At 72.2% G+C, this 24,784-nt stretch carries 23 protein-coding genes; 15 read left to right on the top strand and 8 right to left on the bottom strand.

What is annotated here, in order from left to right; translation table 11 throughout:
• The first annotated feature begins 40 nt into the window (after positions 1-40).
• The gene (locus tag WME97_RS12670) at positions 41-1,543 is read left to right on the top strand and encodes a L,D-transpeptidase (RefSeq protein ID WP_437552162.1); all 1,503 of its coding nucleotides are present in this window, start codon (positions 41-43) and stop codon (positions 1,541-1,543) included.
• 60 nt (positions 1,544-1,603) lie between these two features.
• On the opposite strand, the gene WME97_RS12665 is transcribed toward WME97_RS12670, so the two are convergent.
• Positions 1,604-2,479: an STAS domain-containing protein gene (locus WME97_RS12665; protein ID WP_437552161.1), complete on the bottom strand. Its 876-nt coding sequence runs from the start codon at positions 2,477-2,479 to the stop codon at positions 1,604-1,606.
• Between the two features lie 154 nt (positions 2,480-2,633).
• Between WME97_RS12665 and WME97_RS12660 the strand changes: the two genes are divergently transcribed.
• The 5 genes from WME97_RS12660 to WME97_RS12640 all read left to right on the top strand — a co-directional run bounded on the left by WME97_RS12660 (position 2,634) and on the right by WME97_RS12640 (position 8,469).
• A complete protein-coding gene (locus WME97_RS12660; RefSeq protein WP_437552160.1) occupies positions 2,634-3,323 on the top strand; it encodes an NUDIX hydrolase in 690 nt (229 codons plus the stop codon).
• A gap of 276 nt (positions 3,324-3,599) precedes the next feature.
• Positions 3,600-4,460, top strand: a complete 861-nt coding sequence (locus tag WME97_RS12655) for a protein phosphatase 2C domain-containing protein (RefSeq protein WP_437552159.1) — start codon at positions 3,600-3,602, stop codon at positions 4,458-4,460.
• 103 nt (positions 4,461-4,563) lie between these two features.
• Entirely contained in the window at positions 4,564-6,525 is a 1,962-nt protein-coding gene (locus tag WME97_RS12650; RefSeq protein WP_437552158.1) for a hypothetical protein, read from the top strand.
• Between the two features lie 58 nt (positions 6,526-6,583).
• Positions 6,584-7,630 (top strand): nicotinamidase, encoded by a 1,047-nt coding sequence (locus WME97_RS12645; protein ID WP_437552157.1) that lies wholly within the window; start codon positions 6,584-6,586, stop codon positions 7,628-7,630.
• A gap of 14 nt (positions 7,631-7,644) precedes the next feature.
• Complete coding sequence (locus tag WME97_RS12640) at positions 7,645-8,469, top strand: hypothetical protein (RefSeq protein WP_437552156.1); 825 nt, start codon at positions 7,645-7,647, stop codon at positions 8,467-8,469.
• 85 nt (positions 8,470-8,554) lie between these two features.
• On the opposite strand, the gene WME97_RS12635 is transcribed toward WME97_RS12640, so the two are convergent.
• On the bottom strand, positions 8,555-9,523 hold the full coding sequence (locus WME97_RS12635) for a hypothetical protein (RefSeq protein WP_437552155.1): 969 nt from the start codon (positions 9,521-9,523) through the stop codon (positions 8,555-8,557).
• A gap of 269 nt (positions 9,524-9,792) precedes the next feature.
• Here WME97_RS12635 and WME97_RS12630 point away from each other — a divergent pair, with 269 nt between their 5' ends.
• From WME97_RS12630 to WME97_RS12620, 3 genes are all read left to right on the top strand, one after another.
• On the top strand, positions 9,793-11,280 hold the full coding sequence (locus WME97_RS12630) for a D-arabinono-1,4-lactone oxidase (RefSeq protein WP_437552154.1): 1,488 nt from the start codon (positions 9,793-9,795) through the stop codon (positions 11,278-11,280).
• 176 nt (positions 11,281-11,456) lie between these two features.
• Positions 11,457-12,002 (top strand): NUDIX hydrolase, encoded by a 546-nt coding sequence (locus WME97_RS12625; protein ID WP_437552153.1) that lies wholly within the window; start codon positions 11,457-11,459, stop codon positions 12,000-12,002.
• A gap of 78 nt (positions 12,003-12,080) precedes the next feature.
• Positions 12,081-13,037, top strand: coding sequence for a Uma2 family endonuclease (locus WME97_RS12620; protein ID WP_437552152.1), 957 nt, complete (start codon positions 12,081-12,083; stop codon positions 13,035-13,037).
• Positions 13,038-13,092: 55 nt separating this feature from the next.
• Here the strand turns inward: WME97_RS12620 and arfB are convergent, their stop codons facing one another.
• Entirely contained in the window at positions 13,093-13,524 is a 432-nt protein-coding gene (gene arfB, locus WME97_RS12615) for an alternative ribosome rescue aminoacyl-tRNA hydrolase ArfB (RefSeq protein ID WP_437552151.1), read from the bottom strand.
• Positions 13,525-13,654: 130 nt separating this feature from the next.
• Between arfB and WME97_RS12610 the strand changes: the two genes are divergently transcribed.
• The 3 genes from WME97_RS12610 to WME97_RS12600 all read left to right on the top strand — a co-directional run bounded on the left by WME97_RS12610 (position 13,655) and on the right by WME97_RS12600 (position 17,564).
• Positions 13,655-15,214, top strand: a complete 1,560-nt coding sequence (locus WME97_RS12610) for an SLC13 family permease (RefSeq protein ID WP_437552150.1) — start codon at positions 13,655-13,657, stop codon at positions 15,212-15,214.
• Positions 15,215-15,386: 172 nt separating this feature from the next.
• Entirely contained in the window at positions 15,387-16,574 is a 1,188-nt protein-coding gene (locus WME97_RS12605; protein WP_437552149.1) for an FIST signal transduction protein, read from the top strand.
• A 6-nt stretch (positions 16,575-16,580) separates the two neighbouring features.
• Positions 16,581-17,564 carry an STAS domain-containing protein gene (locus WME97_RS12600; RefSeq protein ID WP_437552148.1) on the top strand — a complete coding sequence of 328 codons (984 nt, stop codon included), beginning with the start codon at positions 16,581-16,583 and terminating at the stop codon, positions 17,562-17,564.
• Between the two features lie 18 nt (positions 17,565-17,582).
• Here the strand turns inward: WME97_RS12600 and WME97_RS12595 are convergent, their stop codons facing one another.
• From WME97_RS12595 to WME97_RS12585, 3 genes are all read right to left on the bottom strand, one after another.
• Positions 17,583-17,987 (bottom strand): hypothetical protein, encoded by a 405-nt coding sequence (locus tag WME97_RS12595; protein ID WP_437552147.1) that lies wholly within the window; start codon positions 17,985-17,987, stop codon positions 17,583-17,585.
• Between the two features lie 252 nt (positions 17,988-18,239).
• Positions 18,240-19,067 (bottom strand): N-formylglutamate amidohydrolase, encoded by an 828-nt coding sequence (locus tag WME97_RS12590; RefSeq protein WP_437552146.1) that lies wholly within the window; start codon positions 19,065-19,067, stop codon positions 18,240-18,242.
• A 90-nt stretch (positions 19,068-19,157) separates the two neighbouring features.
• Entirely contained in the window at positions 19,158-19,694 is a 537-nt protein-coding gene (locus tag WME97_RS12585; protein ID WP_044964694.1) for an RNA polymerase sigma factor, read from the bottom strand.
• Positions 19,695-19,794: 100 nt separating this feature from the next.
• On the opposite strand from WME97_RS12585, the gene WME97_RS12580 reads away from it, so the two are divergent.
• Entirely contained in the window at positions 19,795-20,166 is a 372-nt protein-coding gene (locus WME97_RS12580) for a thioredoxin family protein (RefSeq protein WP_437552145.1), read from the top strand.
• Between the two features lie 89 nt (positions 20,167-20,255).
• Here WME97_RS12580 and WME97_RS12575 read toward each other — a convergent pair whose 3' ends face one another.
• Positions 20,256-20,603, bottom strand: coding sequence for a hypothetical protein (locus WME97_RS12575; protein WP_437552144.1), 348 nt, complete (start codon positions 20,601-20,603; stop codon positions 20,256-20,258).
• A 335-nt stretch (positions 20,604-20,938) separates the two neighbouring features.
• On the opposite strand from WME97_RS12575, the gene rarD reads away from it, so the two are divergent.
• Positions 20,939-21,865 carry an EamA family transporter RarD gene (rarD, locus tag WME97_RS12570; protein WP_437552143.1) on the top strand — a complete coding sequence of 309 codons (927 nt, stop codon included), beginning with the start codon at positions 20,939-20,941 and terminating at the stop codon, positions 21,863-21,865.
• 90 nt (positions 21,866-21,955) lie between these two features.
• Here rarD and WME97_RS12565 read toward each other — a convergent pair whose 3' ends face one another.
• Complete coding sequence (locus WME97_RS12565; RefSeq protein ID WP_437552142.1) at positions 21,956-23,206, bottom strand: DUF1588 domain-containing protein; 1,251 nt, start codon at positions 23,204-23,206, stop codon at positions 21,956-21,958.
• Positions 23,207-23,540: 334 nt separating this feature from the next.
• Between WME97_RS12565 and WME97_RS12560 the strand changes: the two genes are divergently transcribed.
• Entirely contained in the window at positions 23,541-24,605 is a 1,065-nt protein-coding gene (locus tag WME97_RS12560) for a lysylphosphatidylglycerol synthase domain-containing protein (protein WP_437552141.1), read from the top strand.
• Positions 24,606-24,784: the final 179 nt, after the last annotated feature.

The raw sequence follows: 24,784 nt of genomic DNA, 5'->3' as shown, positions 1-24,784 counted from the left end.
GTTCCGCCGGCCGGGCTCGACGTGCTAGGGTCACGTGCCTATGTCTGGCCGCTCGTGGTTCGCTGCCCTCGGCGCCCTCTGGCTCGGGTGCACGCCATCGCGGCAAGACGCCGGCTCGCGCGCAGACGCGGCCGGGAGCGCGGGCGTGGCGGTCGCGGAGCCCTCGCCCTCCAGCGCGCCCGCCGCGCGCGCCAGCGCGCCGGAGCCGCCGCCGGAGGCGCTGGCCGCCTCGGCCCCGGCCGCGCCGGTCCCGGAGGTGGAGGCGGCGCGGGCGCGATCCGCGCGCGTGTACTCCAGGGGCCGCGAGGTGTGGATCCGGTCCGCGCCGCGTCCCAAGGCCCAGTGGATCGGCATGCTCTCGATCGGCGGCTCGGTCCGCCTGAAGAGCCTCGAGCCCATCCGCGGCGCCGGCGGCTGCCCGGCGTTCTACGCCGTGGAGCCGCGCGGCTACGTGTGCGTCGACGGCGAGCGCGCCACCCTGGACACCGCCGATCCCGTGCGCCAGGCGCTGATCCCCCATGCCCCGCTCGCCGATCGGCCGCTCCCGTACCGCTACGGCGAGTCGCTCGGCCTCAAGCGCCTCCTCCGCGTGGACGGCATCGACGCGCCGGCGTGGCCCGAAGGGCTCCACGATCTGCGGCACATGCAGGTCCGCCCGCGCTCGTCGGTCGCCTGGACCGAGGAGGTCGAGGCCGGCGGGGCGACATGGCTCTGGGCGTCGGATCTGACGTTCATACCGAAGGACAAGGTCAAGCCGTACGAGCCCGCCACCTTCGAGGGGGTGCACCTCGGCGCCGAGGCGCGCCTGCCGATGGCCTTCTTTCGCCGCAAGGCGCGCCCGAAGTACCGCCTCACGGAGGGAGGCCCGCCCGCGAAGACGGACGCCGTGTGGGAGCGCCTCGCCCGGGTCGGGCTGACGGGCCGATCGAAGCGGGTCGGCGAGCTGACGTATCTCGAGACCCGGGACGACGGGCACTGGGTGCTCGAGCGCGACGCGGTGGTCGTCCAGCCGCGGAGGGCGCGGAACCCGTGGGGCCGCCCGATCCGGCTCGGCGGGGAGCCTCCCTCGGCGCCGGCGGACGGGCCCAGGAACACGTGGGTCGAGATCGCCGCCCTCGACGGCTGGCTCATCGCGTACGAGGACGACCGCCCCGTGTTCGCGACGCTGATCTCGGCTGGGCGCAACGGGGCCGAGGAGCCGGAGAAGGTCGAGCCGTTCGTGCCGCCTTCCACGACCCCGCTCGGCCAGTACAGCATCGGCCGCAAATGGGTGACGAAGACGCTCATCACGCCCCACGTCGACGCGGACGACTGGATCGAGGCGGAGGTGCCGTGGAGCCAGCACTTCTTCAGCAAGTACCTCCTCCACGCGGCCTACTGGCACGACCGCTGGGGCGAAGGGCAGAGCGGCGGGTGCGTGAACCTCTCGCCGGTCGACGCGAAATGGCTCTTCCACTGGACCGAGCCCGCCGTGCCCGATGAGTGGTACGCGGTCCAGGCCACGCGCGACGACCCGTCCACGCGCGTCGTGATCCATCGCTGAGCCGCCGCCGCCCGGCGCGTGCGGGAGCGCGCCCGCGCATCGCGCGCCTGCCGGAAGCCGCTATTTCGCCGGCGCGCTGGCCGCCTCGGCGCGCTCGCCCCCCTCGCCCGCCGCGGCCATGCGCCGCATGCAGAGCTTGAGTCCGGCGCGGAGGTTGCCGACGGTCGTGACGCCGGAGAGGTCGAGTCCGAGCGCGATCATCGTCTGCGCCACGTTCGCCCGGATCCCCGTGATGATCCCCTCCGCGCCGAGGAGCCGGATGGCCTTGATCATCTCGATGAGGTACCCGGCCGTCCGCGTGTCGACAGCGTCGACGCCGGTGAGATCGAGGATCGCGTACCGCGCGTCCTTGTTCACGATCGCCGAGAGCAGGTTGTCCATCGCCTCGGAGATCCTCAGGCTGTCCACGACGCCCACCATGGGGAGGGTCAGCACCTTGTCCCAGACCTCGATGATGGGCGTCGAGAGATCGCGGATGACCTCCTGCTGCGTCTCGATGAGCTCGATCTTCGCCTGGAGCTCCTGCTCACGCCGCTTCGCCGCGGAGCCGTCCAGGCTGAGGGTGATCATGCCGTCGGGCTCCCCGCTGCCGTCGCGCACGGGAATGTGCCATGTCTCCCAGGAGGCGCCGTACGCCTCGTAGATGTTGTATGCGCCTTTGCCCGCGAGCGCCTGCCGGTTCGTCTCCAGGGTCGCCTGGTCGTTCGCGAAGAGCTCAAGCACGTTCGCTCCCAGGAACTGACCCGGCTTCGCGCCGACGGCCTCGAGCCCCTTGCCGTCGTGAAACGTGAAGACGCCCTCACGGTCGTACCGGCACACGGTGATCGGAATGTGGTCGAGGATCGCGCGGAGGAGCAGCCGCGCCTCACGGAGCTCCGCCTCGAGCTCCTCCCGCGTCTTCGCTCCCACCGTGCCCGACTCCGCGTCCCCCTTCATGGGAGCCTTCTACCGCGCACGCGCGCTGGCCGTCGAGGGGCTGTCGGTCGGTCGATGACGTTTCCCCCGCGCCGAGGAGCCGAGCTCCGCGGCGCTGGTTGACATGGTGTCCGATCGACACCAAGATTCGTGTGCAAATTACACGGAGGGTTGAATGTCCGTCTCCTACGAGCACCCGCGGCCGGCGCTGACGGTGGATTGTGTCGTGTTCGGCCTCGACGAGGAGGACCTCAAGGTCCTCCTCATCCGGCGGGAGCTCGAGCCGTTCCGCGGCAGGTGGGCGCTCCCGGGCGGGTTCGTGCGCGTCGACGAGGCGCTCGACGACGCCGCGCGGCGGGAGCTCGCGGAGGAGACGGGGCTCTCGGGGGTGTTCCTGGAGCAGCTCTACACGTTCGGCGCCCTCGGGCGGGACCCGCGCGAGCGCGTGGTCTCGGTGGCGTACTACGCGCTCGTGAAGCTCCGGGATCACCGGGTCAAGGCCGCGACCGACGCGCGCGAGGCGGCGTGGTTCGCGGTGGACGACACCCCGGCGCTCGCCTTCGATCACGACGAGATCCTCCCGGTCGCGCTGGAGCGGCTCAAGGGCAAGGTGCGATACCGGCCGATCGGGTTCGAGCTCCTGCCGCCGAAGTTCACGCTGTCGCAGCTCCAGCGCCTCTACGAGGCGATCCTCGAGCGCCCGCTCGACAAGCGCAATTTCCGAAAGAAGGCGCTCGGCACCGGGCTGCTCGTGGAGCTCGACGAGGTGGAGCAGGACGTCGCGCACCGCGCGGCGCGGCTCTACCGGTTCGACCGCCGGAAGTACGAGCGGCTCGAGAAGGACGGCTTCAGCTTCGAGATCTGACGCGGGGTGCCCGCGCGCGCGTCAGCGACGCGCTCGAACGCCTCGAGGAAGCGCGGCCGGAACGCCGGCGCCCGGGTTGACAACGTGTACGATGAACACTAAGCTTGGTGTGTAAGATACACGAACGATCGGGTGCTCGCCGGGCGCGGGCGCTGACGGTCGGCGTTGACCGCCGAGCGGACGGTGGAGCTCCGGCGCCGGGAGGACCGCGCGCCCGGCCTCCGTCTGCCCGGGTCCGGCCGCAGCGCGCCCTCGCCGGGCGCAGAAGGGAACTCCATGCTTCGCGACGTCGCTTTCTTGGCTGACATGGGAGGGGGCTCGGCCTTCGAGGTCGCCGGAGGGACGGTGACCGGGACCGATCACCTCGTCGCGGGGCGGCCCAACCAGGACGCCTGTGCCTTCCGGGCCGAGGGCGGCGCTCTCGTCGCGGTGGTCTGCGACGGCTGCGGCAGCGGCGCGCGCAGCGAGGTGGGCGCGGCGCTCGGGGCGCGGATCGTGACCGAGCAGGTGCTCGGCGCGCTCCGGCGCGGCGGAGACATCGATTCGCCCGCGACGTGGGAAGAGGTGCGGCGCGGGGCGCTCGCGCCGCTCCGCGACGTGGCCGCCGGGATGGGCGGCAGCTTCACCGAGGTCGTGTCGACCTTCTTCCTCTTCACCGTGGTCGGCCTCGCGATCTCCGGCGACAGGGCGTGCGCGTTCTCCCTCGGCGACGGGCTCATCGCGCTCGGCGACGAGCTCCTGCGGCTCGGCCCCTTCCCGAGGGACGAGCCCCCGTACCTCGCGTATGGCCTGCTCGATCGGCCGCCCGGCGGCGAGGCGCCGCGCTTCACCGTGCACCGCGCCTTCCCGTCGAGCGCGCTCCGGACTGCCCTGCTCGGGACCGACGGCGCGATCGATCTGCTGGAGTCGTCGTCACGGCAGATCCCGGGGGGCGGCGAGGTCGGCCCGCTGTCGAGGTTCTGGGAGGACGACCGGTATTTCCGGAACCCCGACGCGGTGAGGCGGCGGCTCGCGCTCATCAACCGATCGGTGACGCGGCCCGTGTGGAAGGAAGAGCGGATGGAGCGCGAGGGCGGGCTGCTCCGAGACGACACGACGGTGGTCGTCGTGCGGAGGGCGCAGGGCGCCCGCGATTGAGGCGCGGCCCTGCGCGGGATCGCAGGAGTCGCGGAGGGAAACGACAGGGCGTCTGCGCTCAATTGCGCTCAATTGCGCTCGATTGCGTCCTGAGGAGGCGACTGTGGACGTTTATCTTGGTTCAAAGCGGGTTCGGCTCGACCCTCGGGCCTCGATCGGCAAAGGCGGGGAGGCGGACGTGTTCGACCTCGGCGACGGCCGCGCGCTCAAGGTCTGGAAGACGCCCGATCACCCGGATTACGCCGGGCAGGACGCCGAGCAGCGCGCCGCCGAGGTGCGCATCGAGCGCCACCAGGACAAGCTGCGCGCGTTCCCGCCGGCGCTGCCCGATCAGGTGATCGCGCCCCTCGAGCTCGCGACCGATAAAACCAGGAAGCGCGTCGTGGGCTACGCCATGCGCCTCGTGCGCGGCGCCGAGCCGCTCCTGCGCTACGGCGAGCCGTCGATGCGCCACGGCGGGCTCTCGTCGGCCGCGGTCTCCGAGGTGCTCGCGCGGCTCCACAGGGCGGTCGCGGCGATCCACGACCGGGGCGTCGTGATCGGCGACTTCAACGATCTCAACGTGCTCGTCGCCGGCGGCGAGGTGTTCGTCATCGACGCCGACAGCTTCCAGTTCGGCCCGTACCTCTGCCAGGTGTTCACCGAGCGCTTCGTGGATCCGCTGCTCTGCGACCCTTCGCTCCCCCGGCCGCTCCTGTCGAGGCCGTATTCGCAGGACTCCGACTGGTACGCGTTCGCCGTGATGGTCATGCAGAGCCTGCTCTGCGTGGGGCCTTATGGCGGCGTCTTCCGGCCGCGGTCCGCGTCGGCGCGGGTGCCCGAGAGCGCGAGGCCGCTCCGCCGCATCACGGTGTTCGACCGCGAGGTGCGGTATCCGAAGCCGGCCATCCCGTACCGCGTCCTGCCGGACGATCTCCTGGACGCGCTCTACCGCGTCTTCGTCGAGGACCGGCGCGGCGTGTTCCCGCGCCGGCTGCTCGACGCGCTCGCCTGGACGAGGTGCCCTTCGTGCGGCGTCGAGCACGCGCGCCCTGCCTGCCAGGCCTGCGCGGGCGCAGCGCCGGCCGTCGTGAAGGAGTCGACGGTCGTCCACGGCGAGGTGCTGGCGACGCGGATCCTGAGCACGCGCGGGGTGATCCTGGCCGCGGCCCTCGGCCCGGGCGGGCTCTCGTATCTCGTGAACGAGGGCGGCCGCTTCCTGCGCGAGGACCGGTCCGTCGTGATGTCCGGCGCGCCGCACCCCGCGACGCGCTTCGCGGTGCACGGCAAAGCCACGTTGATCGGCCGGGGCGGCGATCTCGTGGTGCTCTCGCCGGGGGCCGCGCCCGAGCGGATCCAGGTGGACTGCGTCGGGACGAGGCCCATCTTCGACGTCAACGCGCGCGCCCGCTACTGGACGCGCGGCGGGCAGCTCCTGCGCAGCGGGAAGCCGGGCGCCGCCGCACTCTCGGGCGAGGCGGACGCCGTGCCGATGGGCGAGGTGCTCGCCGGACAAACGCTGTTCTGGGTGGGTCCCACCTTCGGGCTCGGCTTCTACCGCGCCGGGAACGTCTCGATAGCGTTCGTCTTCGACGCCGATCGGCCCGGCCTCAAGGACACGGTCAAGCTGCCTTTCCCGGGCGGCAAGCTCACCGCGGCGACCTGCGTCTTCGACGCCGGCCCGAGCTCGTCGTCGAACGACGGCCGCGGGCGTCCGAACGACGGCCGCGGGCGCCCCCGCGCCGGGCGCGCATGGCTGTTCCTCGCCGCCGAGCAAGCCGGCCGGACCGTGCACCGGTGCGTCGTCGTGCGCGAGGACGGCGCGGTCGAGGCGGTCGCCGACGGCGACGGGGAAGGCGGCTCGTGGCTCGGCGCGCTGACCGGCAAGTGCGCGGCTTCCGGGTTCCTGCTCTCGGCGACCGACAGCGGCGTCGTCCGCGTCGAGGTCCGCGGGGGCGCGCTCGTGGAGACGCGGCAGTTCCCCGGCACCGAGCCGTTCGTCACCCAGGCTTCCCGGCTGCTCGTCGGCCCAGAGGGCCTGTTCGTCGTCGACGCACAGGCGATCACCTTGCTTCGTATCTCGTGAATCCACGCTGAGCTGACGGCCCGCGCTCGCGGGCCGATCGAGAGGAGAGAGAGAGACCATGAAATCGACAGAGCTCCCCCTGCCCGCCTTCTATGACGCCAAAAACGCCGAGCGGTGGGGCTTTCACCCCAATGAAGAGGCGCTGCACGGCGCCGCCGCCGCGTGGCGGAAGGCGCATGGCGTGAAGCCGTCGGCCGCGGACGCGCAGAACGTCCACCTCCTGCTCATCGACGTGCAGAAGGACTTCTGCTTCCCGCAGGGCTCGCTCTACGTCGCCGGCAGGAGCGCCACGGGCGCGGTCGACGACAGCCGCCGCATCGCCGAGTTCATCTACAGGAACCTCGCGTCGATCACGAACGTCACGGTCACGATGGACACCCACTTCGCTTACCAGATCTTCTTCCCGGCCTTCTGGGTGGATCGCGAGGACCGCCCGCTGACCGCGCACCGCGAGATCACGACGGCGCAGATCGACGCGGGGGAGGTGCGGCCGAACCCGGCGGTGGCGAAGTGGCTCTGCGGCGGGAGCTACCCGTGGCTCATGAAGCAGGTCCGGTATTACTGCGAGGAGCTCGAGAAGGCCGGGAAATACAAGCTCTACCTGTGGCCGCCGCACTGCATCCTCGGGAGCGACGGCCACGCGCTCGCGGGCGTCGTGCACGAGGCGCGAATGTTCCACGCGTTCGCGCGCGGGGTGCAGTCGTGGGTCGAGGTCAAGGGCGGCAACCCGCTCACCGAGAACTACTCGGTGATGCAGCCCGAGGTGCTGACGCGGCACGACGGCCAGCCGCTCGCGCAGCGGAGCACGGGCTTCCTGAGGACGCTGCTCCACGCCGACGCCGTGATCATCGCCGGCCAGGCCGCGAGCCACTGCGTCCGCAGCTCGATCGAGGACATCTTGACGGAGATCGCGCTCACCGACCGCGCGCTCGCCAAGAAGATCTACGTGATGACCGACTGCATGTCGCCGGTCACCGTGCCCGACGGCAAGGGGGGCTTCGCCGTCGATTTCACCGCCGAGGCGGACAAGGCGCTCGCCCGCTTCGCCGCCGCCGGGATGAACCTCGTGAAGAGCACCGACCCGATTCCGTGCCTGGGCGCATGACCTTGGAGGATCCGATGAGCAAGAACAAGGAGAACAACAACGGGACGAGCCGCGATGGCTCGCTCGACATCGAGCAGCTCTTCGAGGCGGCGCGGGACGACGGCGCGCTCTCGCCCGAGGCGATGCAGGCGCTGCACATCACCGACCTGGGCGCGCAGATCCAGGCCGGCTTCGGCGTGCAGGTGGACGACGTCGCGTCGTCGGAGGTCGTGCTCGTCACGGTGATGCCCGACGACTCGGGATCCATCAAATTCGCCGGCAACGCCCCGTCGGTGAGGGACGGGCACAACCTGGTCGTTGGCGCCCTCTCCGACTCGAGGCAGCGCGACTCGATCCTGGCGCACAACCGTTACCTGAACGGGGCGGTGCTGTATCCATACTGCCCGATCGCCCAGGCCGTGAAGATGGACACGAAGAACTACGATCCCATGCTCGGCACGCCCCTCTACGATCAGACGGTGGTCTTGCTCGGAACGGTGATCGCGAAGGCGCAGGAGTTCGCGCTGAGCGGCGTCCCGGCGCGCACCGTCACGCTGATCATCTCGGACGGCGCCGACGCGGGCTCGACGTGGGCCAAGGCCAGGGACGTGTGCGCCCTCGTCCGTGACATGCGGCGGGCCGAGGCCCACATCGTGGCGGCGATCGGCATCGACGACGGGAACACCGATTTCCGCGCCGTCTATCGCGACATGGGGATCGAGGACCGCTGGATCCTGACGCCGAAGAGCGACGCGGCGGACATCCGCAAGGCGTTCGCGCTGTTCTCCCAGTCGGCGGTGCGCGCCAGCCAGGGCGGCGCGTCGTTCTCGAAGACGGTCGCGGGCGGCTTCGGCGGGTGACGCGCGCGCCCCAGGCTCGCCGCGCGCCTCCCCGCGCGGCGGCGAGCCCTCTTCACCTCTCGGCTGCTCCGGCGGAGGACCCGGATCAGGCCGCGGCCTCCCAGGGGACGACGCCATAGCGACGGCGCAGCTCGTCGAGATCCACCGCCATGTCGGACCAGAAGTCCCAGTCGTCCATCAGGTCGACGCTCATCTTCGTTCCGCGAACGAACGATCGCACGAGCTCGTCGGCGAGCCCGGGCGTCGCGAGCATCCCCTGCTGCGACGGCGCCAGCACGGTGAGCTGGACGCCCTGCTGGAGCTGCACCAGCAGGAACACGAGGATGCCGAACGGGTTCTCGCGGCGATACCCCGCCTGAAAGGCGATCGTCATCGCCTCTCCGCGCAGATCCGTGCCGTAACCGGCGAGGATGTGGCTCAGGTCGTGCGTGAGCACGCCCTCGGGCACGCCGCGCTTCTCGCCGGGGAACGAGAAGCCGTTCTCTCGATAGAAGGTGAAGAGCGCCTTGCCGAGGGTGCCCTCTCTGTACGCCTCGAGCGAGCGGTAGCGCGCGGCGACTGGCTCGTTCTCCAGGATGCCCGCGAAGCTCGCGACGTTCCTGGCGAGCCCATACAGGCCGCCCTCATCGAGCATGCGCCGCACGTTCTTGCCGAGCAGCGAGCTCCGGCTGATGTCGATGCGCAGGAGGAGCAGCCGCCGCTCGTACAGGTGGTGGAGCTGGCGGACCGCGTCCGGCCGCGCCCCGAGCGCCGCGGCGAAGCGCTCGACCTCGAGCAGCTCGCGCTCGTCGACGCGCTCGCCGCACAGGGTCATGGCGCAGAGACCGTTGATGAGCTGCTCGCGCAGAGCAGGGTGCTCGACGGCGCGCGCGAGCTCCTCGGGCGCTATCGGGGCGAGCGCGTCGATGTCGACGTCGGTGCGGAGTAGGTGCCGCTGCACCGCGGCGATCGCGTCGCGCCGCGACCCGTCGAGCGGGCCAGCCGAGGTAAGGACGACCTTGATGGCACGCAGACCCGCGTGCGCCTGTTCTTGGCTCGGGATGAGGTAGGTCATGCCAGAGAGGATGGTGCCGAGCGCGCGTCCCGTCCTTGACCGGCGACGCCAATGTCTTGACCGAGCGCGCCGCCTGGCCGAGCAGCAGGTCCGCGGCGGCTCGACGCCGCGGGCGCCCGGCTCCGATCCACCTGCCATGCGCTGCGCGAACAGCGTCCGGGACATAGCTCATCTCGATCTCCCGCTGTGCCCGAGGTTCTCGCTGGCCGGCCACTCGCCGCTCAACTATTTGCGGGTGTGTGAGCCCGAGGGCGTCTCGCGGAGGTCTCATGCAGCTGAGATTCGTGGAAGCAAACCGGAAACGTCTCGGGAACGTCCAGCTTCCGAGCGCGATCACACAGGGCATCAGGAGGTTCTTCGCCACGTCCAATGCGCTTCGTCCGGATGGAACGTGGCGAAACTGGGGAGCCAACCATCAGTGCAAACCCGAGAGCTTCCATGAGCCCGGGTCGATCGACGAGCTCGTGGCGATCGTCGACAGCGCGAGGGCCAGGTCCAAGAAGATCCGGATCGTCGGCGCCGGACATTCCTGGTCCGACATCGTGTGCACGGACGAATGGATGGTCAGCCTCGCGCGCATCAACGAGCTCATCGGGCTCGATCGGAAGAACAAGACCGTCACCGTCCAGGCAGGGATGCGCGTCGCGGACCTCATCGATCACCTCGACGCCGCCGGCCTCGCGCTCGTCAACCTGGGAGAGGTCGACGCGCAGCACGTCGGAGGTGTCATCGCGACCGCGACCCACGGCTCCGGAAGCACCGGCTCGTTCTCCAGCGCCGTGCTCTCCGCGAAGCTCTTGCTGTCGTCTGGCAAGGTCATCGAGATATCCAGCGCGCGCAACGCACAGTACCTCGATGCGGTCAGGACCAACCTTGGCTGCCTGGGGATCGTCGTCGAGGCGACGCTCGCGGTCCGCGAGTCGTTCAACGTGCTGAAGCACCAGAAGGTCTTCGAGACCGAGGCGGCGATCGCGAACGCCGCCCACTTTCTCTCGCTCTCCGACCCGTACGCGATGAACAAGGTGTTCTTCTTTCCGTACGGCAGGCAGCACATCTACGCCGCGAAGAGGGAGGAGCTGTCAGCGCCGTCCCTCTGGGACAGGCTGCGCAACCCGCTCCTCGCCGTGGGCGACAGGCTCACGTTGAGCGTCTTGATGAACGCCGCGCGGCGGGTCCCGATCGACCTGAAGCCGCGCTTTCTGACGGCGGCGCTGGCCGCGGTGAGCACGAGCTCCTACCAGGTCGGGAAATCGTACGATCTCCTGCTCTTCGCTCACGATCCTCGCTTCAAGGTCGTCGCTGGCCACATCGAGTCCGAGATCGCGATCCCGATCGAGGGCCTGGGACCGGCGGTCACCTCGCTGTTCGAGCTCATGGAGCGGAGGACGTTCAAGATCAACGGGTACATCCTGGCGCGGACGGTCACCAGGGAGACGGCGTGGATGAGCCCCGCCCACGGTCGCGACTCGGTGTTCCTGACCTTCGCGCACTTCCCTTCCGAGGCGGAAGATTGGAAGGCCATCTTCGCCGAGATCGAGACCTTCATGATCGAGCGCCATCAAGGCCGGCCGCACTGGGGGAAGATCAATTTCACGAACCGAGAGTACGCGGAGAGGGCATATCCTCGGTACGTCGACTTCGCCGATGTCCGGAGGGAGCTCGACCCGATCGGCATGTTCGCGAACGACTTCATCCGGCGGCACTTCGCCGTCGCGAGGGAGGCCGTTCCCATGAGCGCCCGGCCGGCCCCCGCCTGAGCGAGAGCGGCGAGAGCGGCAGAAGCCCGGACGGACTCGCGCGATGAGCGCCCTCCGATGCGCCCTCTTGATGTCGGCTGTCGCGCCTGGTAGCCGTGCTCGCCGCGCGGCTGTCCGTGCGCCTCGCCCCTCCGCGTGGCGGCGCCGGAGCGGTCGCGGCTCCAAGGTGGTTGATCATGACGGTCGTACGGTGGAAGGCATTGGAGCGGCGCGTGGTCCAGCACTCGCCGTGGCGGAGGATCGAGGACGTCACCTTCGAGCTCCCGGACGGGCAGGTCCGCACGTTCTCGCTCAAGAAAGAGGGGCGAGTCGTCTGCGTCCTCGCCATCTCGCGCGAGAAGACGGTGATCCTGGCGCGCCAGTACAGGCCGGGGCCCGATCGGATCCTCGACGAGCTCCCAGGCGGCGGCGTCGAGCCTGGCGAGGCCCCGGAGGAGGCGGCGGCGCGAGAGCTCCTCGAGGAGACGGGGTATGTCGCCGGGCGGCTCGTGCCGCTCGGCCGCCCGCTGGAGTGCGCTTACTCGACCATCGAACGTCACGCGTTCCTGGCGGTGGACTGCGCGCGCGACAGGGCGCAAGCGCTGGATGAGACGGAGTTCATCGACGTGGTAGAGAAGCCGATCGAGGACTTCGTGGAGCAGCTCAGGGAGGGCGCCTGCACCGACCCGGAGGTCGGGTGGATGGGGCTTTACGAGCTGGGCTGTCTGAGAGCGAGCGCCTGAGCCTCACCACGCGGTGGAGGCGCGCGGACGCCGGCGCCGCGATGCCCGCCGGTCGCTGGGTGCGCTAGGATGGAGCTCATGCGCAGGCACGATCACGTCCTCCGCGCTCCCGGTGCCGGCGCCTCCGGTCGCACGGTCCACGCGCCTCCGGCCGGCAGGGCGCGCCCGCACGTGGACGACCGGCTGGCGCCGCCCGAGACGCGGGTGGAGTACCTCCACGGCGTCGAGGTCTACGCCGCCCCGGCCGATCCGCCGCACGCGACGCAGCATTTCGATCTGACCTACGTCCTCGGCGCCCACGTCGCCGAGGGCTACCGGGGCGCCGTGGACATGCTGACCCGGACCGACCTCGGCAGCGACTACGCGGCCGACGCCAGCGTCTTCGCGCAGAAGCCCGACCGCGCGGGCCGGCGGCGGCTGGAGGAGCTGGCGTTCGAGGTCAGCGACAAGCAGGCCCTCGCCGTTCCGACCACCAAGGCGCGCCTGCTGATCGCCCGCGGCGTGCGGCGGGTGTTCTGCATCCTGGTGAAGCAGCGCCGGGTGATGGAGTGGTCGCGCGAGACCGACGGCTGGCGCCCGCTGCCCAAGGATGCGGTCATCGAGGATCCCTGCCTCGTGCGCCCGCTGCCGATCCAGGCGCTCCTCGAGGCCACGTCCTCGGACGACGCCGTGGCGCGCGCGCTGCTCGACAAGCGCGTGCCCGCGCTCGAGGCGGCGCTCGCGGAGGGCGAGGCGCGCGGCGAAGCGCGCGGTGAGGCGCGCGGCGAGGCGCGTGGTGAAGCGCGCGGCGAGGCGCGCGGTGAGGCGCGGGGAGAGGCGCGCGGCGAGGTGCGCGGCGAGGCGCGCGGCGAGATCAGGATGGCGCAGGAGGCCATCCTCACGGTGCTGGAGTCGCGCGGGGTCGCCACGCCGGCCGAGGTGGCCCGCGCGATCGCCGGCTGCGAGGATCTGGGCAAGCTACGGCGATGGATCAAGCGCGCGGCGACCGCGACGACCGCCGCCGAGGTCGTCGCCGGCTCCCGGCGCAAGCGCTGAGCGAGGGCCGCCGCGGCGCGGGCGCGCGCTGGACGCCCTCCCCCCCCGCGCCCCGTTACTCGTGATCGCCCCCGCTGCGGCGCACGTGCTTCTTCTCGCCCGTGCGCCGCTTCTCGTCGAGCCGCCGCGCCTTCGACGCACGCGTCGGCCGCGTCGGCCTTCGCTGCACCGGCACCTCGAGCGCGCGCAGGATCAGCGCGCGCAGCTTCTCGCGCGCGTCGTCCAGGTTGCGCAGCTGGTCGCGCGTCAGCTGGCTCACGATGAACAGCCGCCCCTCGGCGTCGAGCCGACCGCGCGCCAGCACGCGCAGCCTCGCCTTGGCGTCGTCGGCGAGCTCCGGCCACGCGCCGAAGTCGAAGCGCAGCTCCACCTTGGAGGCGACCTTGTTGACGTTCTGACCGCCGGGCCCCGACGCGCGAACGGCGCTCCAGCTGAGGAGCGCGGCCGGGGCGGTCAGCGCATCGTTGACGACGAGGGGATCGGACACGGCGGCTCTCCTGCCCTGCGGGCGGCGCGAGCGCCGTGCGGAGCGGCTGACGCCTAGCACGCGCGCGCCGCGCCCGCCGCGCGCAGGGCGCGGCCTGCCGGCGAGGAGGCGCGTGTGCGATAGAGTCGCCATGCAGGGCCCCCCTGATCACGCCGCCGCGCCGACGGGCGCTCCTCATCGAGGCCACCCGCCGCCTGCGCGGCTCAGCCTGCTTCGCTGCCTCGGCGTCGCCTCCGGTCCGGCCGTCGCCCTCGCGATCGCGCTCATCCCGAGCGGGCTCCACGCCGTGCCTGGTTACGGCCACCGCCCTGCGTACGCGGCCGCGGTCGCGGCGTGGATGGCGCTGTGGTGGCTCTTCGAGGTGCTCCCCGTCGCGCTCACCGCCTGCTTGCCGCTCGTTCTCTTCCCGTTGCTCGGCGTCTTCGGCCGCGGGCTCGCGGGCGACGCGGTCCGCGCCGCCGCGCCGTTCGTCGACGCGTACATCTTCCTCTTCCTCGGCGGCATGGCGATCGGGGCCGCCATGGAGCAGTGGAGCCTTCACCGCCGGGTGGCGCTCCACATCATGCGGGCCGTCGGCACGGACCCGAAGCGCCTCCTGCTCGGCATGCTGGTCGCGACGAGCTCCATCTCGCTCTGGATCTCCAACACAGCGACCGCTGTGATGATGGTCCCCATCGGGCTCGCCCTGCTCGCGCAGCTGGAGTCGGCCGCCGGGGGGCGCAGGCTCACGCACTACGGGACGGCCATCATGCTGGCGGTGGCCTACGCCTCCAACGTCGGCGGGATCGGCACGAAGATCGGCACCGGGACGAACTCCATCTTCTGCGGCTTCCTCGCCGACAAGCTGGGCCACGATCTCGGTTTTCTGCAGTACATGGCGATCGCCCTGCCGTTCGTTGTCCTCTTCGTCCCGCTGCTCTGGCTCGCCCTGTGGCGCGTCGGCAAGCGGGACGGGCTCGGCCCCGGCCGTGCGCGCGACGCGCTCGACCGCGAGCTCGCGGCCATGGGCCCGATGAGCCGCGGCGAGAAGACCGTCGCCGCCGTCTTCGCGGCGGCGAGCGCGCTCTGGATCCTCGGCGATCCGCTGCGCGCCGCGCTCGCGCCGCGTGTCCAGGCCGCGCTCGAGGGCCTGGGCGCCGCGCTGGGCTCGGGCGCCGCGGGCGGCTTCAAGGTGCAGGGCAAGCACTACGAGGCGACCGTGGCCGTCCTGGCGGCGCTCGGCCTGCTCGCCTTGCGCGCCCTCTCGCTCGCCTCCCTGCGCAGGATGCCCTGGGGCACGCTGGCCTTGCTCGGCGGCAGCTTCGCGATGGCGGCCGGCATCGAGGGCGGCGGGCTCTCGGCGTGGATGGCCGCGAAGCTCGCGGTCGTCGCCGAGGCGCCGCTGCTCGCGCAGATCGGGCTCGCCAGCTCCGGCACGATCGCCCTGTCGGCGCTGGCCTCCAACACCGCCACGGTGAACGTGGCGCTCAACGTGCTCCCGCAGGACCTCGGCGTGCTGTTCGCGGCCACGATCGCCGCGTCTTGCGACTTCATGCTGCCGACGGGCACGCCGCCCAACGCCATCGTGTTCGGCAGCGGGTACGTGCGGCTCCCGGCGATGATCCGGACAGGCTTCCTGCTCAACGTGGCTGCCGCGGCGATCATCACGGTCTACGTGTACGGCTACGCGCGGCACCTTATCGGCGGCTGAGCGCAGGGGCGGCGTGGTGCGGTTTTGTGTATAAGCGCCGGCGCAGGGGATCACCGGGCGCCTCGCAAGCGGAAAGAACGCCGATGAAGGAAAAGGTCATGAACGCGACAGACGGCCTGTGGAGCGCACCGGCGCCGGCGGCACGGACCGCGGGCACGGGAGGGCCGCGCGGATGAAGATCGCCACGTCGTCGTCGACCGCTGCGGGGGCGAGCGCCGCGTTCGCCGAGGCCATGTCGGCGCTGCGCGCGGGCCTCGGCGCGGAGCCCGATCACGTCTTCCTGAGCTACACGGCCTCCTATGACGTCGACGAGCTCGCGCGCGCCACCGCGGCGCTGCCGCCGTCGGTTCGCGTCCACGGATCGAGCTCGTGCCAGTCGGTCATGACCGCTGCCGGCGTTCATGGCGCCCCCGGCCCCGGCCTCGCCCTGCTCGGGGTCGCCGACGCGCAGGGCGCCTATGGCGTCGCGGCCGAGCGGATCGGCGGCGCCCCGCGGGCCGCCGGCGCGCGCGCCGCGGCGCGTGCGATCGAGGACGCCGGGCGCTCGGGCGAGCTCCCGGCCCTGCTCTGGCTCAGCGTGCAGACCGGCGCGGAGGAGGACGTCCTGCTCGGCATCGAGGACGTCGTGGGCCCCAACGTGCCCGTGTTCGGCGGCTCCACCGCGGCGGACTCCATCGTCGGCAGGCAATCGCAGATGGAGCGCGGGCTGGCCCACGAGGGCGCGGTGCTGCTGACCGCCCTCTACCCGTCCGGGGAGATCTCCTATGCGTTCAGCAGCGGCTATGCCCCCACCGAGCACCGCTGTCGCGTGACCCGCGCCGAGGGCAGGCGCCTGCCCGAGATCGACGGGCTCCCGGCCGCCGAGGTCTACAACCGCTGGACCAGCGGCCTGATCTCCGCGCAGCTCGGTGGCGGGACGATCCTGGAGCACACGGCGCTCCACCCCCTCGGGCGGCCCTCGGGCTGGATCGGCAAGGTCCCCCAGTTCTTGCTCATCCACCCGGACACCGTGCAGCAGGACAACTCCATGACGCTCGGCGCCAACATCCACGAGGGCGACGAGCTCGTGCTCATGCAGGGATCGCGCGAGAGCGTGATCGGCCGGGTCCGCTCCGTTGTCGACGCCGCGCTGGGGGCCGCGCCGCCCTCCTTCCGCGCGCAGGGCGCGCTCGTGATCTTCTGCGCGGGGTGCATGCTCGCCGTGCGCGGCGAGCTCGATCGCGTCGTCCAGGGGGTGGCCGCGTCGCTCGGGGAGACGCCGTTCCTCGGCAGGTTCACCTTCGGCGAGCAGGGGTGCTTCACCCGGGGCAAGAACCAGCACGCGAACCTCTCCATCAGCGTCGTCCTGCTCGGAGACTGAGATTTGATGGACGAGGCTGCCCACGAGACGATCGCCGAGCTTCGGCGCGCGCATGAGGAGGAGCGAGCGCTCCGGCTGGAGGCCGAAGGGCTGGCGGAGGTGCTCCTGCGCTTCACGGAGCCGGGCAGCTTCACGGAGACGCTGGCGCGCGTCGTCGAGGCGACCGCGCAGCGGCTCGGGGCCGCCGCCGGGCTCGTGATCGCGTTCGATGAGGGGGCGGACGGCCGCGCCCTCGTCGCGACCGATCCGGGCCTCTCGGCGACCGAATGGGAGGCCGGGCCCGCGTTCTCACGCGCGCTCGAGGGCCGGCCGGTCGCCAGCTTCGACCTCCGCCAGCTCGCCGAGTGGCAGCGCCAGCCGGAGCCCGTGCTCGCGCGCTACGGCTCCGCGCTCCACGCGCCGCTCCACGCCGGCCCCCTGCGGTCGCTGCTCGTGCTTGTCCATCCGGACCGCGCCTTCTTCGACGCGCGCCACGTCAGCCTCGTGCGCCGCCTCCTACCCGCGGCGTCGCAGGCGCTCGCGCGCGCCCGCGCCGAGGAGGAGCTCGCGCGGGCGCGCGACCTCGCGTACGAGCGGGAGATCACCGAGAAGCTGACGCTCATCGAGCACCAGCGCGCCGCGATCCGGGCGCTGTCCATGCCCATCATCGAGGTCTGGAGCCGGATCCTCTGCGTCCCCGTGATCGGCTTCGTCGACGAGGAGCGGTGCGCGCTCCTCATGGAGCGGCTCCTCTCCGCCGTGACGGCCAGGCGGGCGCGCGCCGTGGTCATCGATGTCACCGGGCTCGACCGGATGGAGGCGAGCGCGCTCGCGCTCTTCCTGCGCGTGGCGACGGCGGTGAGGCTGCTCGGCAGCACCTGCGTGCTCGCCGGCATCGGCCCGGAGGTCGCCCGGGATCTCGTGCGCGAGGGCGTGGCGCGGGGCGACGTCGTGACGTACCGCCGCCTGCACGACGCGCTGAGGGAGCTGCTCCCGCCGTCGAAGCGGTGATCCGGTCGAGGGCGCGGCTCAGGAGACCTTGCGCCGCGCCGAATCCCACCCGCGCCGCACGGCGCTCTTCGCCTCGTCCCAGGTGCGCCCGCTCTTGAGGTCGTTCCACTCCTCCTTGAGCTTGCTCTCGACCCGATCGTCCCAGTCGGTGTGATCGCTGTAATGGCCCGCCGCGCCCCAGCCGTAGCGCAGCCCCGGCTCGACCTGGTCCCAGTCGGTGTTCGGCGCGTAGCGCGGCGGGATCGGCTGCTTGCCGAGCGCCTGCTTCACCGTATCGCCGACGTCCTGATTGAGCTCCTGCCCCTTGGTGCTGGTGAAGTCCGCCTTGGTCTGCTCCCAGTCGCGGCGCAGCGCCTCCTTCACGCGGTCCCAGCCGGACGTCTTGTGATCATCCCACCACCTCGGATTGACTGCATGGTTCATCGGTACCTCCATCGACTCCGTTGAACGAGCGCCGGCGCGAGGGCCGAGCGCTGCCATGAGCCCGGCGATACACGAACGGTGCCGCCCCGAGCCTTTGCCGGAAACCGATGGGAATCGGGCTGTTCGCAGCGATGTGCGCCGTCCCGGAGTGACGCTCTCCGCCGCCCCCGGCGGAGGCTCGCCTGCGTCAGGCCGTCACACGTGAGACAAGGTGCCTCGGAGGTGTCAGCCGGGCCCCGAGCCCCGTCCACGTCACCGACCGGCGGAGGCGTCCGGGGAGAGGGCGTTCAGGTCGACGCCGCTCGCCTCGATGGCCCGGTAGCTCGCCGCGAGGCGCTGGGCCCAGGACTCCACGCCCTCGTCGCTCAGCAGGCCGTCCTGGCGGATCTCGAGGAGCACGCAGGGCAGGCCGCGGGCCTCGCCGTGCGTGGGGATCCCGTAGTCGCCGCCCTCGGTCACGCGGTAGGGCTCGTTGTCGCCGACGCAGAGCCCGGGCTCGCGCCGCAGCGCCTCGAGGAACGGCGCGGCGAGCCTGCGGTCGCGCCCGTAGAGGACAGCCGCGTGCCACGGCCGGTCCTGGCCGGGCATCGCGGGCGTGAAGCTGTGCACGCTGAGGATCGCCGTGCGCTCCCGGCGGTGCCGCCGCGCGTCGAGGAGCGCGGTGATCGCGCGGTGGTAGGGCCAGAAGCACGCGTCAGCCCGCGCGCGGGCCTCGGCGGCGTCGATGGCGTTGCCGGGGATGGGCACGCCGCAGCTGATCTCGGGGATGGACGTCGGCGCGCCCAGCGGCCGGTTGCAGTCGATGACGAGCCGCGAGTAGCCGGAGAGCACGAGCGGCGCGTCGAGGAGCGCGGACAGGCGGCGCGAGAGGCGGGCCGCGCCGATGTCCCAGCCGGTGTGCTCGCGGAGCGCCTCGTGCTGCCTGCCCAGCTCGGGGAGGCTCCTCGGAACCGCGTTGGACGCGTGGTCGCAGAGCAGGACCGCGCTGGAGCGGCCCTCGGGGTTCACCACCTCGAACGCGGGCGGCTCATCGGGCGCGAGGATGCGCAAGGCTGGCGAAGCGGACGAAGAAGAGCTCATGACGTCTCGCCCAAGACATAGCAGACACCGGCGCGCCCGCGCCGCGCGCGCACTCGCGAGGGCGCGCGGCAGCACGCGCGGCGCGCGGGCTCAGTGCGGCGACGTCATGCACGCGCGCAGCGCGAGCTTGGCCCGGTGCAGGAGCACCGCGACGTGGCCGGCCGAGATGCCCAGCGCGCGCGCCACGTCCTCTCCGGGTTGCTCCTCGAGCATGCGCAGCGTCACGACGGCCTTCTGGATCTCGCAGAGCTCCTCGACGCACGCGCGCAGGCGGACGTGCTCCTCGGCGCGCGCGATCGCCTCGTCGGTCGCCGGCACGTCCCCCGCGGCCTCCGGGTGCGCGTCCACGTCGTCGTGCGGCCGGGCGCGGAAGTGACGGCGGCGCCGGTTGCGCGCGGCGTTCCGCACCGTCCCGGCGAGCACGCCCCCCCACGCGCCGACGTCCTCCGGGAGGGCGCCCCGCTGCGCGAGCGTGAGCAGCGTGCAGAGGCCCTCCTGCACGCAGTCGACCGCATCTTCTGGTGTCACCCCCTCCGCGCGCGCCAGCGCCGCGAGCGCCGAACGCTCGGAGCGCACAAGGTGCGACACATGGTTGAGGAGATCGTCCGCGTCCTTGATGGCGCCCATGGTCCAGGAGGTCAGGTGTCGAGCCGCGACCACATTACAACGGGCGAGCGCTGTAATGGATGCCGCCCTCGAGACCTGCCAGGGCATGGAGGTTCACGCCATGTCCACGAATCCTGTCCGCGAGATCGATGAGGCGAGCTTCGACGCCGAGGTGCTGGAGGCCGGGGTGCCCGTCCTCGTCGAGCTGACCGCGCAGTGGTGCCCGCCGTGCCGCGCGCTCGCGCCCATCCTGCACAAGCTGGCGGAGGAAGGCGCAGGGCGCCTGAAGGTGGTGGCGGTCGACGGCGATCGGTGCCCGGCCATCGCCCGCCGCCTCGGCATCCGCGCTTTTCCGACCGTCGTCGCGTTCGCCGGGGGCAAGGAGGTGGCTCGTCACGTGGGGCTGACCACGAAGGACAAGCTCCTCCGGCTGATCGAAGGGGGCGGGCTCCCCGGCGGCGCGGGGAGGGACCGAGCGCCCTCACCGTCGTGAGGGCGGCTCGATAGCGCTCCTCCGCGGGCGGGCGGCCGCCAGCGGTGCGTGAAGGGGCTCGGGCGCGCGTGGCGCGATTCGCCTGTGGCCTACCGCCGCGGCCTTTCGGGCTGCCGGTGCGTGCCTCGCTGCCGCTCGGCGGCGGGGAAGCTGATCTTGCGGGTCGTCGACTCGTCCCCGGAGACCTCGAACGGCCCCACCGCCTGCGGATCGCTGACCGGCCTGCCGTTGTCGTCGACGAGCGAGAGCGTCCCGACATAGTCGTCGGCGATGAGCTGCACGCTCGCGTCGAACCGCTCGCAGGGGACCACCTGCCGCGTGACCTCGTTGCTCTTCGTGTTGATGAGGACCAGCTCGACCGCCGTCGCGCCGCGCGCCTTGCACTGAGCGGCGTCGGTCTTGTCCTCGATGGACCACTGGACGGTCACGAACCCCATGTCTTCAGGCTGTGCGCCTCCAGGCCGCGTCTCGCCGGTCGTTTCTCCCGTGCACGCGACCATCATCGCTGCACATAGCCCTGCTGAAGCGTAGACACTTCGCATACCCACCTCGCTGTGCTCGCTGCGGACTCAGCGCCGCGCCCCGCATCCAGCAACGCCGATGCCATGCGGCCTCGCGGCGAGCCTGCGAGCCCGGCGCTCGCAGGCAGGGCTTGAAATGGCCGAGCAGGTTCGCCATGTTCGCCGTCCGATCGAACGCGAGCGGCGCCTCGTAGCAGCGGCGCCGGGCGGCGGGCGGCGTCGAGCGACGCCGCCGAGGAAGCACGACCCCGATGCCCACGCCCGAAGATGCCCGCGACAGCCGAAAGGAGGCCGCGTGGGGCGTCGCCTACGGGATCGCGGCCTACAGCTCCTGGGGCGTCGTCCCCGTCTTCTGGAAGCAGCTCCGGCACGTCGGCGCGGTCGAGCTCCTGGCCCATCGCACCGTGTGGAGCCTGCTCTCGTTCGTGGCGCTCACGCTGGCCACAGGGCAGGGCCGCGCGCTCGGCGCCGCCCTGCGCGACCGGCGCGTCGTCGCGGCGATGGCGGTGACCGGCACGCTCGTGTCGGCGAACTGGGTCCTCTTCATCTACGCGGTCGCGGTGGGGCGCGTGCTCGACGCCAGCCTCGGCTACTTCATCAACCCGCTGCTCAGCGTGCTCCTCGGCATGCTCTTCCTGCGCGAGCGGCTGCGGCCCGCCCAGTGGCTCGCGCTCGGCCTCGCCGCCTCGGGCGTCGTGTACCTGGCGGTGCGCGCCGGCTCGATCCCCTGGATCGCCCTGGGCCTGGCGAGCACGTTCGGGGTGTACGGCCTGCTGCGGAAGGTCGCCGCCGTCGGCTCGCTCCCCGGCTCCACCCTGGAGACGTCGTTCATCGCCCCGCTCGGCGCGGCCTACCTGGCCGCCCTCCACGCCGAGGGCGCCGGCGCCGCGGGCCGCGCCGATCTGCGGACCCACCTCCTGCTCGCTGCGACGGGCATCATCACGGCCCTGCCGCTCGTCTGGTTCACGAACGCGGCGCGCCGCCTGTCGCTGACCACCGTCGGCTTCCTCCAGTACCTCGCGCCGAGCGGCCAGTTCCTGCTGGCCGTGCTTGTCTACGACGAGCCGTTCAGCACGGCCCAGGCCGTGAGCTTCGCCTGCATCTGGACGGGGCTCGCGGTGTTCAGCGCCGACGCCGTGCTTCGCGCGCGCCGTTCGGGAAGGACGAGCGCGTCCTGAGCGCACCGGAGGCGAGGCAGGAGGGATCAGAGCCGCCGAGAGGCCAAGGGCGCCAGGAGAGCGGTCGCGTCCACGACCGCCCGGGGGCGCTCACGGCTGCTCGTCCGGAGGTCCCCACGTGAGCTCCTGCTCGCCGAGAAACTCGGGGGTCCCCACCACCGAGAGGAGCAGCTCGCGCAGGTTGCGCCCCGACCGGCCGAAGGCCGCTGCCAGCGAGGCGACGCGCGGCGCCAGCGCCTCCGGGACAACCGCGTTGGGGTGAGAGAGAGGATCGGTCGCGTAGTGCATCAGGAGACTCGCGATGCACCCGTGGACCTCCGGGAGCTCCTTCAAGATCTCGAGCAGCTCGCGGACATCTCCGTACCTCGGCTCGCCGGGTACGCCGGTGATCCATCCGGAGGTGTCGAACGGCTCGCCGCCGTCGTCCGCGAGCTCGCGGCCCATGCTGTCGAACCGGAGAAAGGCGAACCCCGGCGGGTTCAGCTCGCCGTGGCACGTGGCGCACGACGCCGGAGCGGTCACCTCGATCATCTGCCGGCGGATCGAGCGCCCCAGCGCGGGCTCCTCGGGCGGCGACATGTCGGGGAGCGCCGTGCAGAGAAGCGCGGAGCGGACGAGCCAGCCTCGCCTCACGGGCCAGGTGACCGGGTAAGGGCTGCTGAACGTCCGCATCACCGAGGCGCTGGTGAAGAGCCCCATCCGGTTTGGGGAGCCGTACGGCGCGCGCGTGGGCTCCTCGCCCTCGACGCCGCTCATCCCGTAGTGCTCCGCGAGGCGCGCGTCGACGAAGGTGTACGGGGCGAACATCAGTGTATCCAGGGTGCCGTCCTCGTCGAGGACGACCGCGCTCCCGTAGGCCTCGATCTCCTTGCGCATCGACGCGAGCAGCGGATCGTCGACAGGCTCGCCTTCGGGGGTGAAGCCCAGGAGCAGCTTCGAGCGCAGCCACCAGCCGAAGAAGCGCCCGACGCCGCTCCTTGCGCGCGGATCCTGGAGCATCTCGCGCGCCAGCTCCTGGACGGCGCGCGCCTGCACCGGGGCGCGCAGCCGCGCGCTGATCTCGCCGGCCAGCGCCTCGTCCCTCCAGAGGAGCCTGGTCAGGCGCTGCGCGATGACGCCCGGCGCAGCGGGCGGGATCTCGGGAGGGGTGGTGTCCCCGCCGCCGCCCGACCCGCCGCCGCCCGACCCGCCGTCGACCGGCGCACGGTTCGCCGGCACACCGTCGACCGGGGCCGAGCCACACGCGACCAGACCGCCCGTCGAGAGGGCGACCAGCAGCGCGACCACGGCCCTCGGACCAGGACCTGTAAAATTCCCGCCATGAAGCTTGTGGTTGTTCAAGGAAGTCAACTCCGTTGATCCCCCCTACCTCGGGTGGCCTTTGAGGGACGAGGACGATCTGTGCCTGACATCTCGCCACTCGGCTCGCCCGCGCTCCGCGTGGCATCCCGCCGCGTGCGCGCGCTGCGCGCTCCGGGCGTCTGCGCTCTGCGAGATACCTCACCGCCGCGGGCGCGCTGCGCGCTCCGAGCGTCTGCGCTCTGCGAGATACCTCACCGCCGGGTGCGCACGCCGCATGCCCACGGCGCGTGCGCTCCGCGAGGCAGCTCACCGCCGCGTGCGCACGCTGCACCCACACGGCGCCGGCATGCTCCTCGCAGCGCATCCCCTTCCCATGACTCCCTTGCCTCCGGCCCGAGCGGCAGCGGAATGCGCCGGCAGCGATCCCAGGCCCGCGCCCGGCGGCGACGCGCGCGTCCCGGCCGCTCCGCCCGCCGCCCCGGACGCGCCCGCCGCCCGCCGCGCGCGGCGAAAGGCGCTGCTCCACGCGGCGCTCGGCGGCCTCGGCCTGGCCGCCCTGGCCGCGCTCATCCGCCACGTCGGCGCGGCGGAGATGCTCGCCGCGGTGACCCGCGCCGCGCCGTTCGTGCCTCTCCTGATCGCGCTGGAGGCGGCGCGCGTCGGCTGCGAGGCGCTCGCGACCGGCGTGCTCTGCGCGCCGCGGCGCATCCCGGCCTCGGAGCTCCTTCGCATCCACGCCGTCACCTACCCTGTCATCACGCTGATGCCGGCCGGCCGCCCCGCGGGCGAGGCGGTCAAGGCCGCGCTGCTCTCCCCCCACGTCGGCGCCGCGCGCGCGGCCGCGATCGCCACGGCGAACCAGTCGCTCGCGCTCCTGTCCTCGGCCCCGCTGTCGCTCCTCGCGGCCGTCGCCCTCTTCCACATCGGCGGCGCCTCTCCGCTCGCCCTCGGCGTGCTCGCGCATGCGGCCCTCCTGGTCGCGAGCGGCCTCGGCGTCGCCTTCGCCGCGCGGCAGCGCGCCGCCTCGGCGTGGATCACCCGGCGGTTCGCCCGCGCCGGTCAGCTCGCCGCCGCCTTCCAGGAGGCCGTCCACGAGCGCCCGCCCGTCCCGGCCTGGCCGTTCGCCGCCTGCCTCGCGGGCCGCGCGCTCCAGGCGGTGCAGTACGGCGTGCTGCTCGCCGTCGTCGGCGCCGAGAGCGGCCCCCTCCGCGCGCTCGCCGCGTACGGCGTGGGCGCCGCCGGCACGGCCGCCGGCGACCTCATCCCGGGCCAGATCGGCGCCACCGACGGGGCCTTCACGCTCGCCGCCTCGCTGCTCGGCCTCACCGCGAGCTCCGCCGTCGCGATCTCGCTGCTCGTCCACCTCCTCCAGGCGGCCTTCGCGCTCGCGGGGATCGCCGTCGCGCTCGTGTGGCGCCGCAGCCCTCCGGCGCCCTGAGCCGCCCGCTGTGGTCCATAGTACAAATTTCCAATTTAACAGGACTTTCTGTCGCGGCCTCGCCGCTCTCACGGACGCTCAGCCGAGCGCGCGCCCTATGGTTGGTGGGCGCCGATGGGCACGGAGGCGCGGCGGTCGCCCGACGGCGCAGCGACCGCGACCGCGGCAGATCGCTGGCC

Source organism: Sorangium sp. So ce367 (assembly GCF_051520455.1).
GTDB classification, from domain to species: Bacteria; Myxococcota_A; Polyangia; order Polyangiales; family Polyangiaceae; genus Sorangium; species Sorangium cellulosum_B.
Note: the sequence above shows the minus strand (reverse complement) of the source record. Positions and strands in the feature narration are given on the sequence as shown.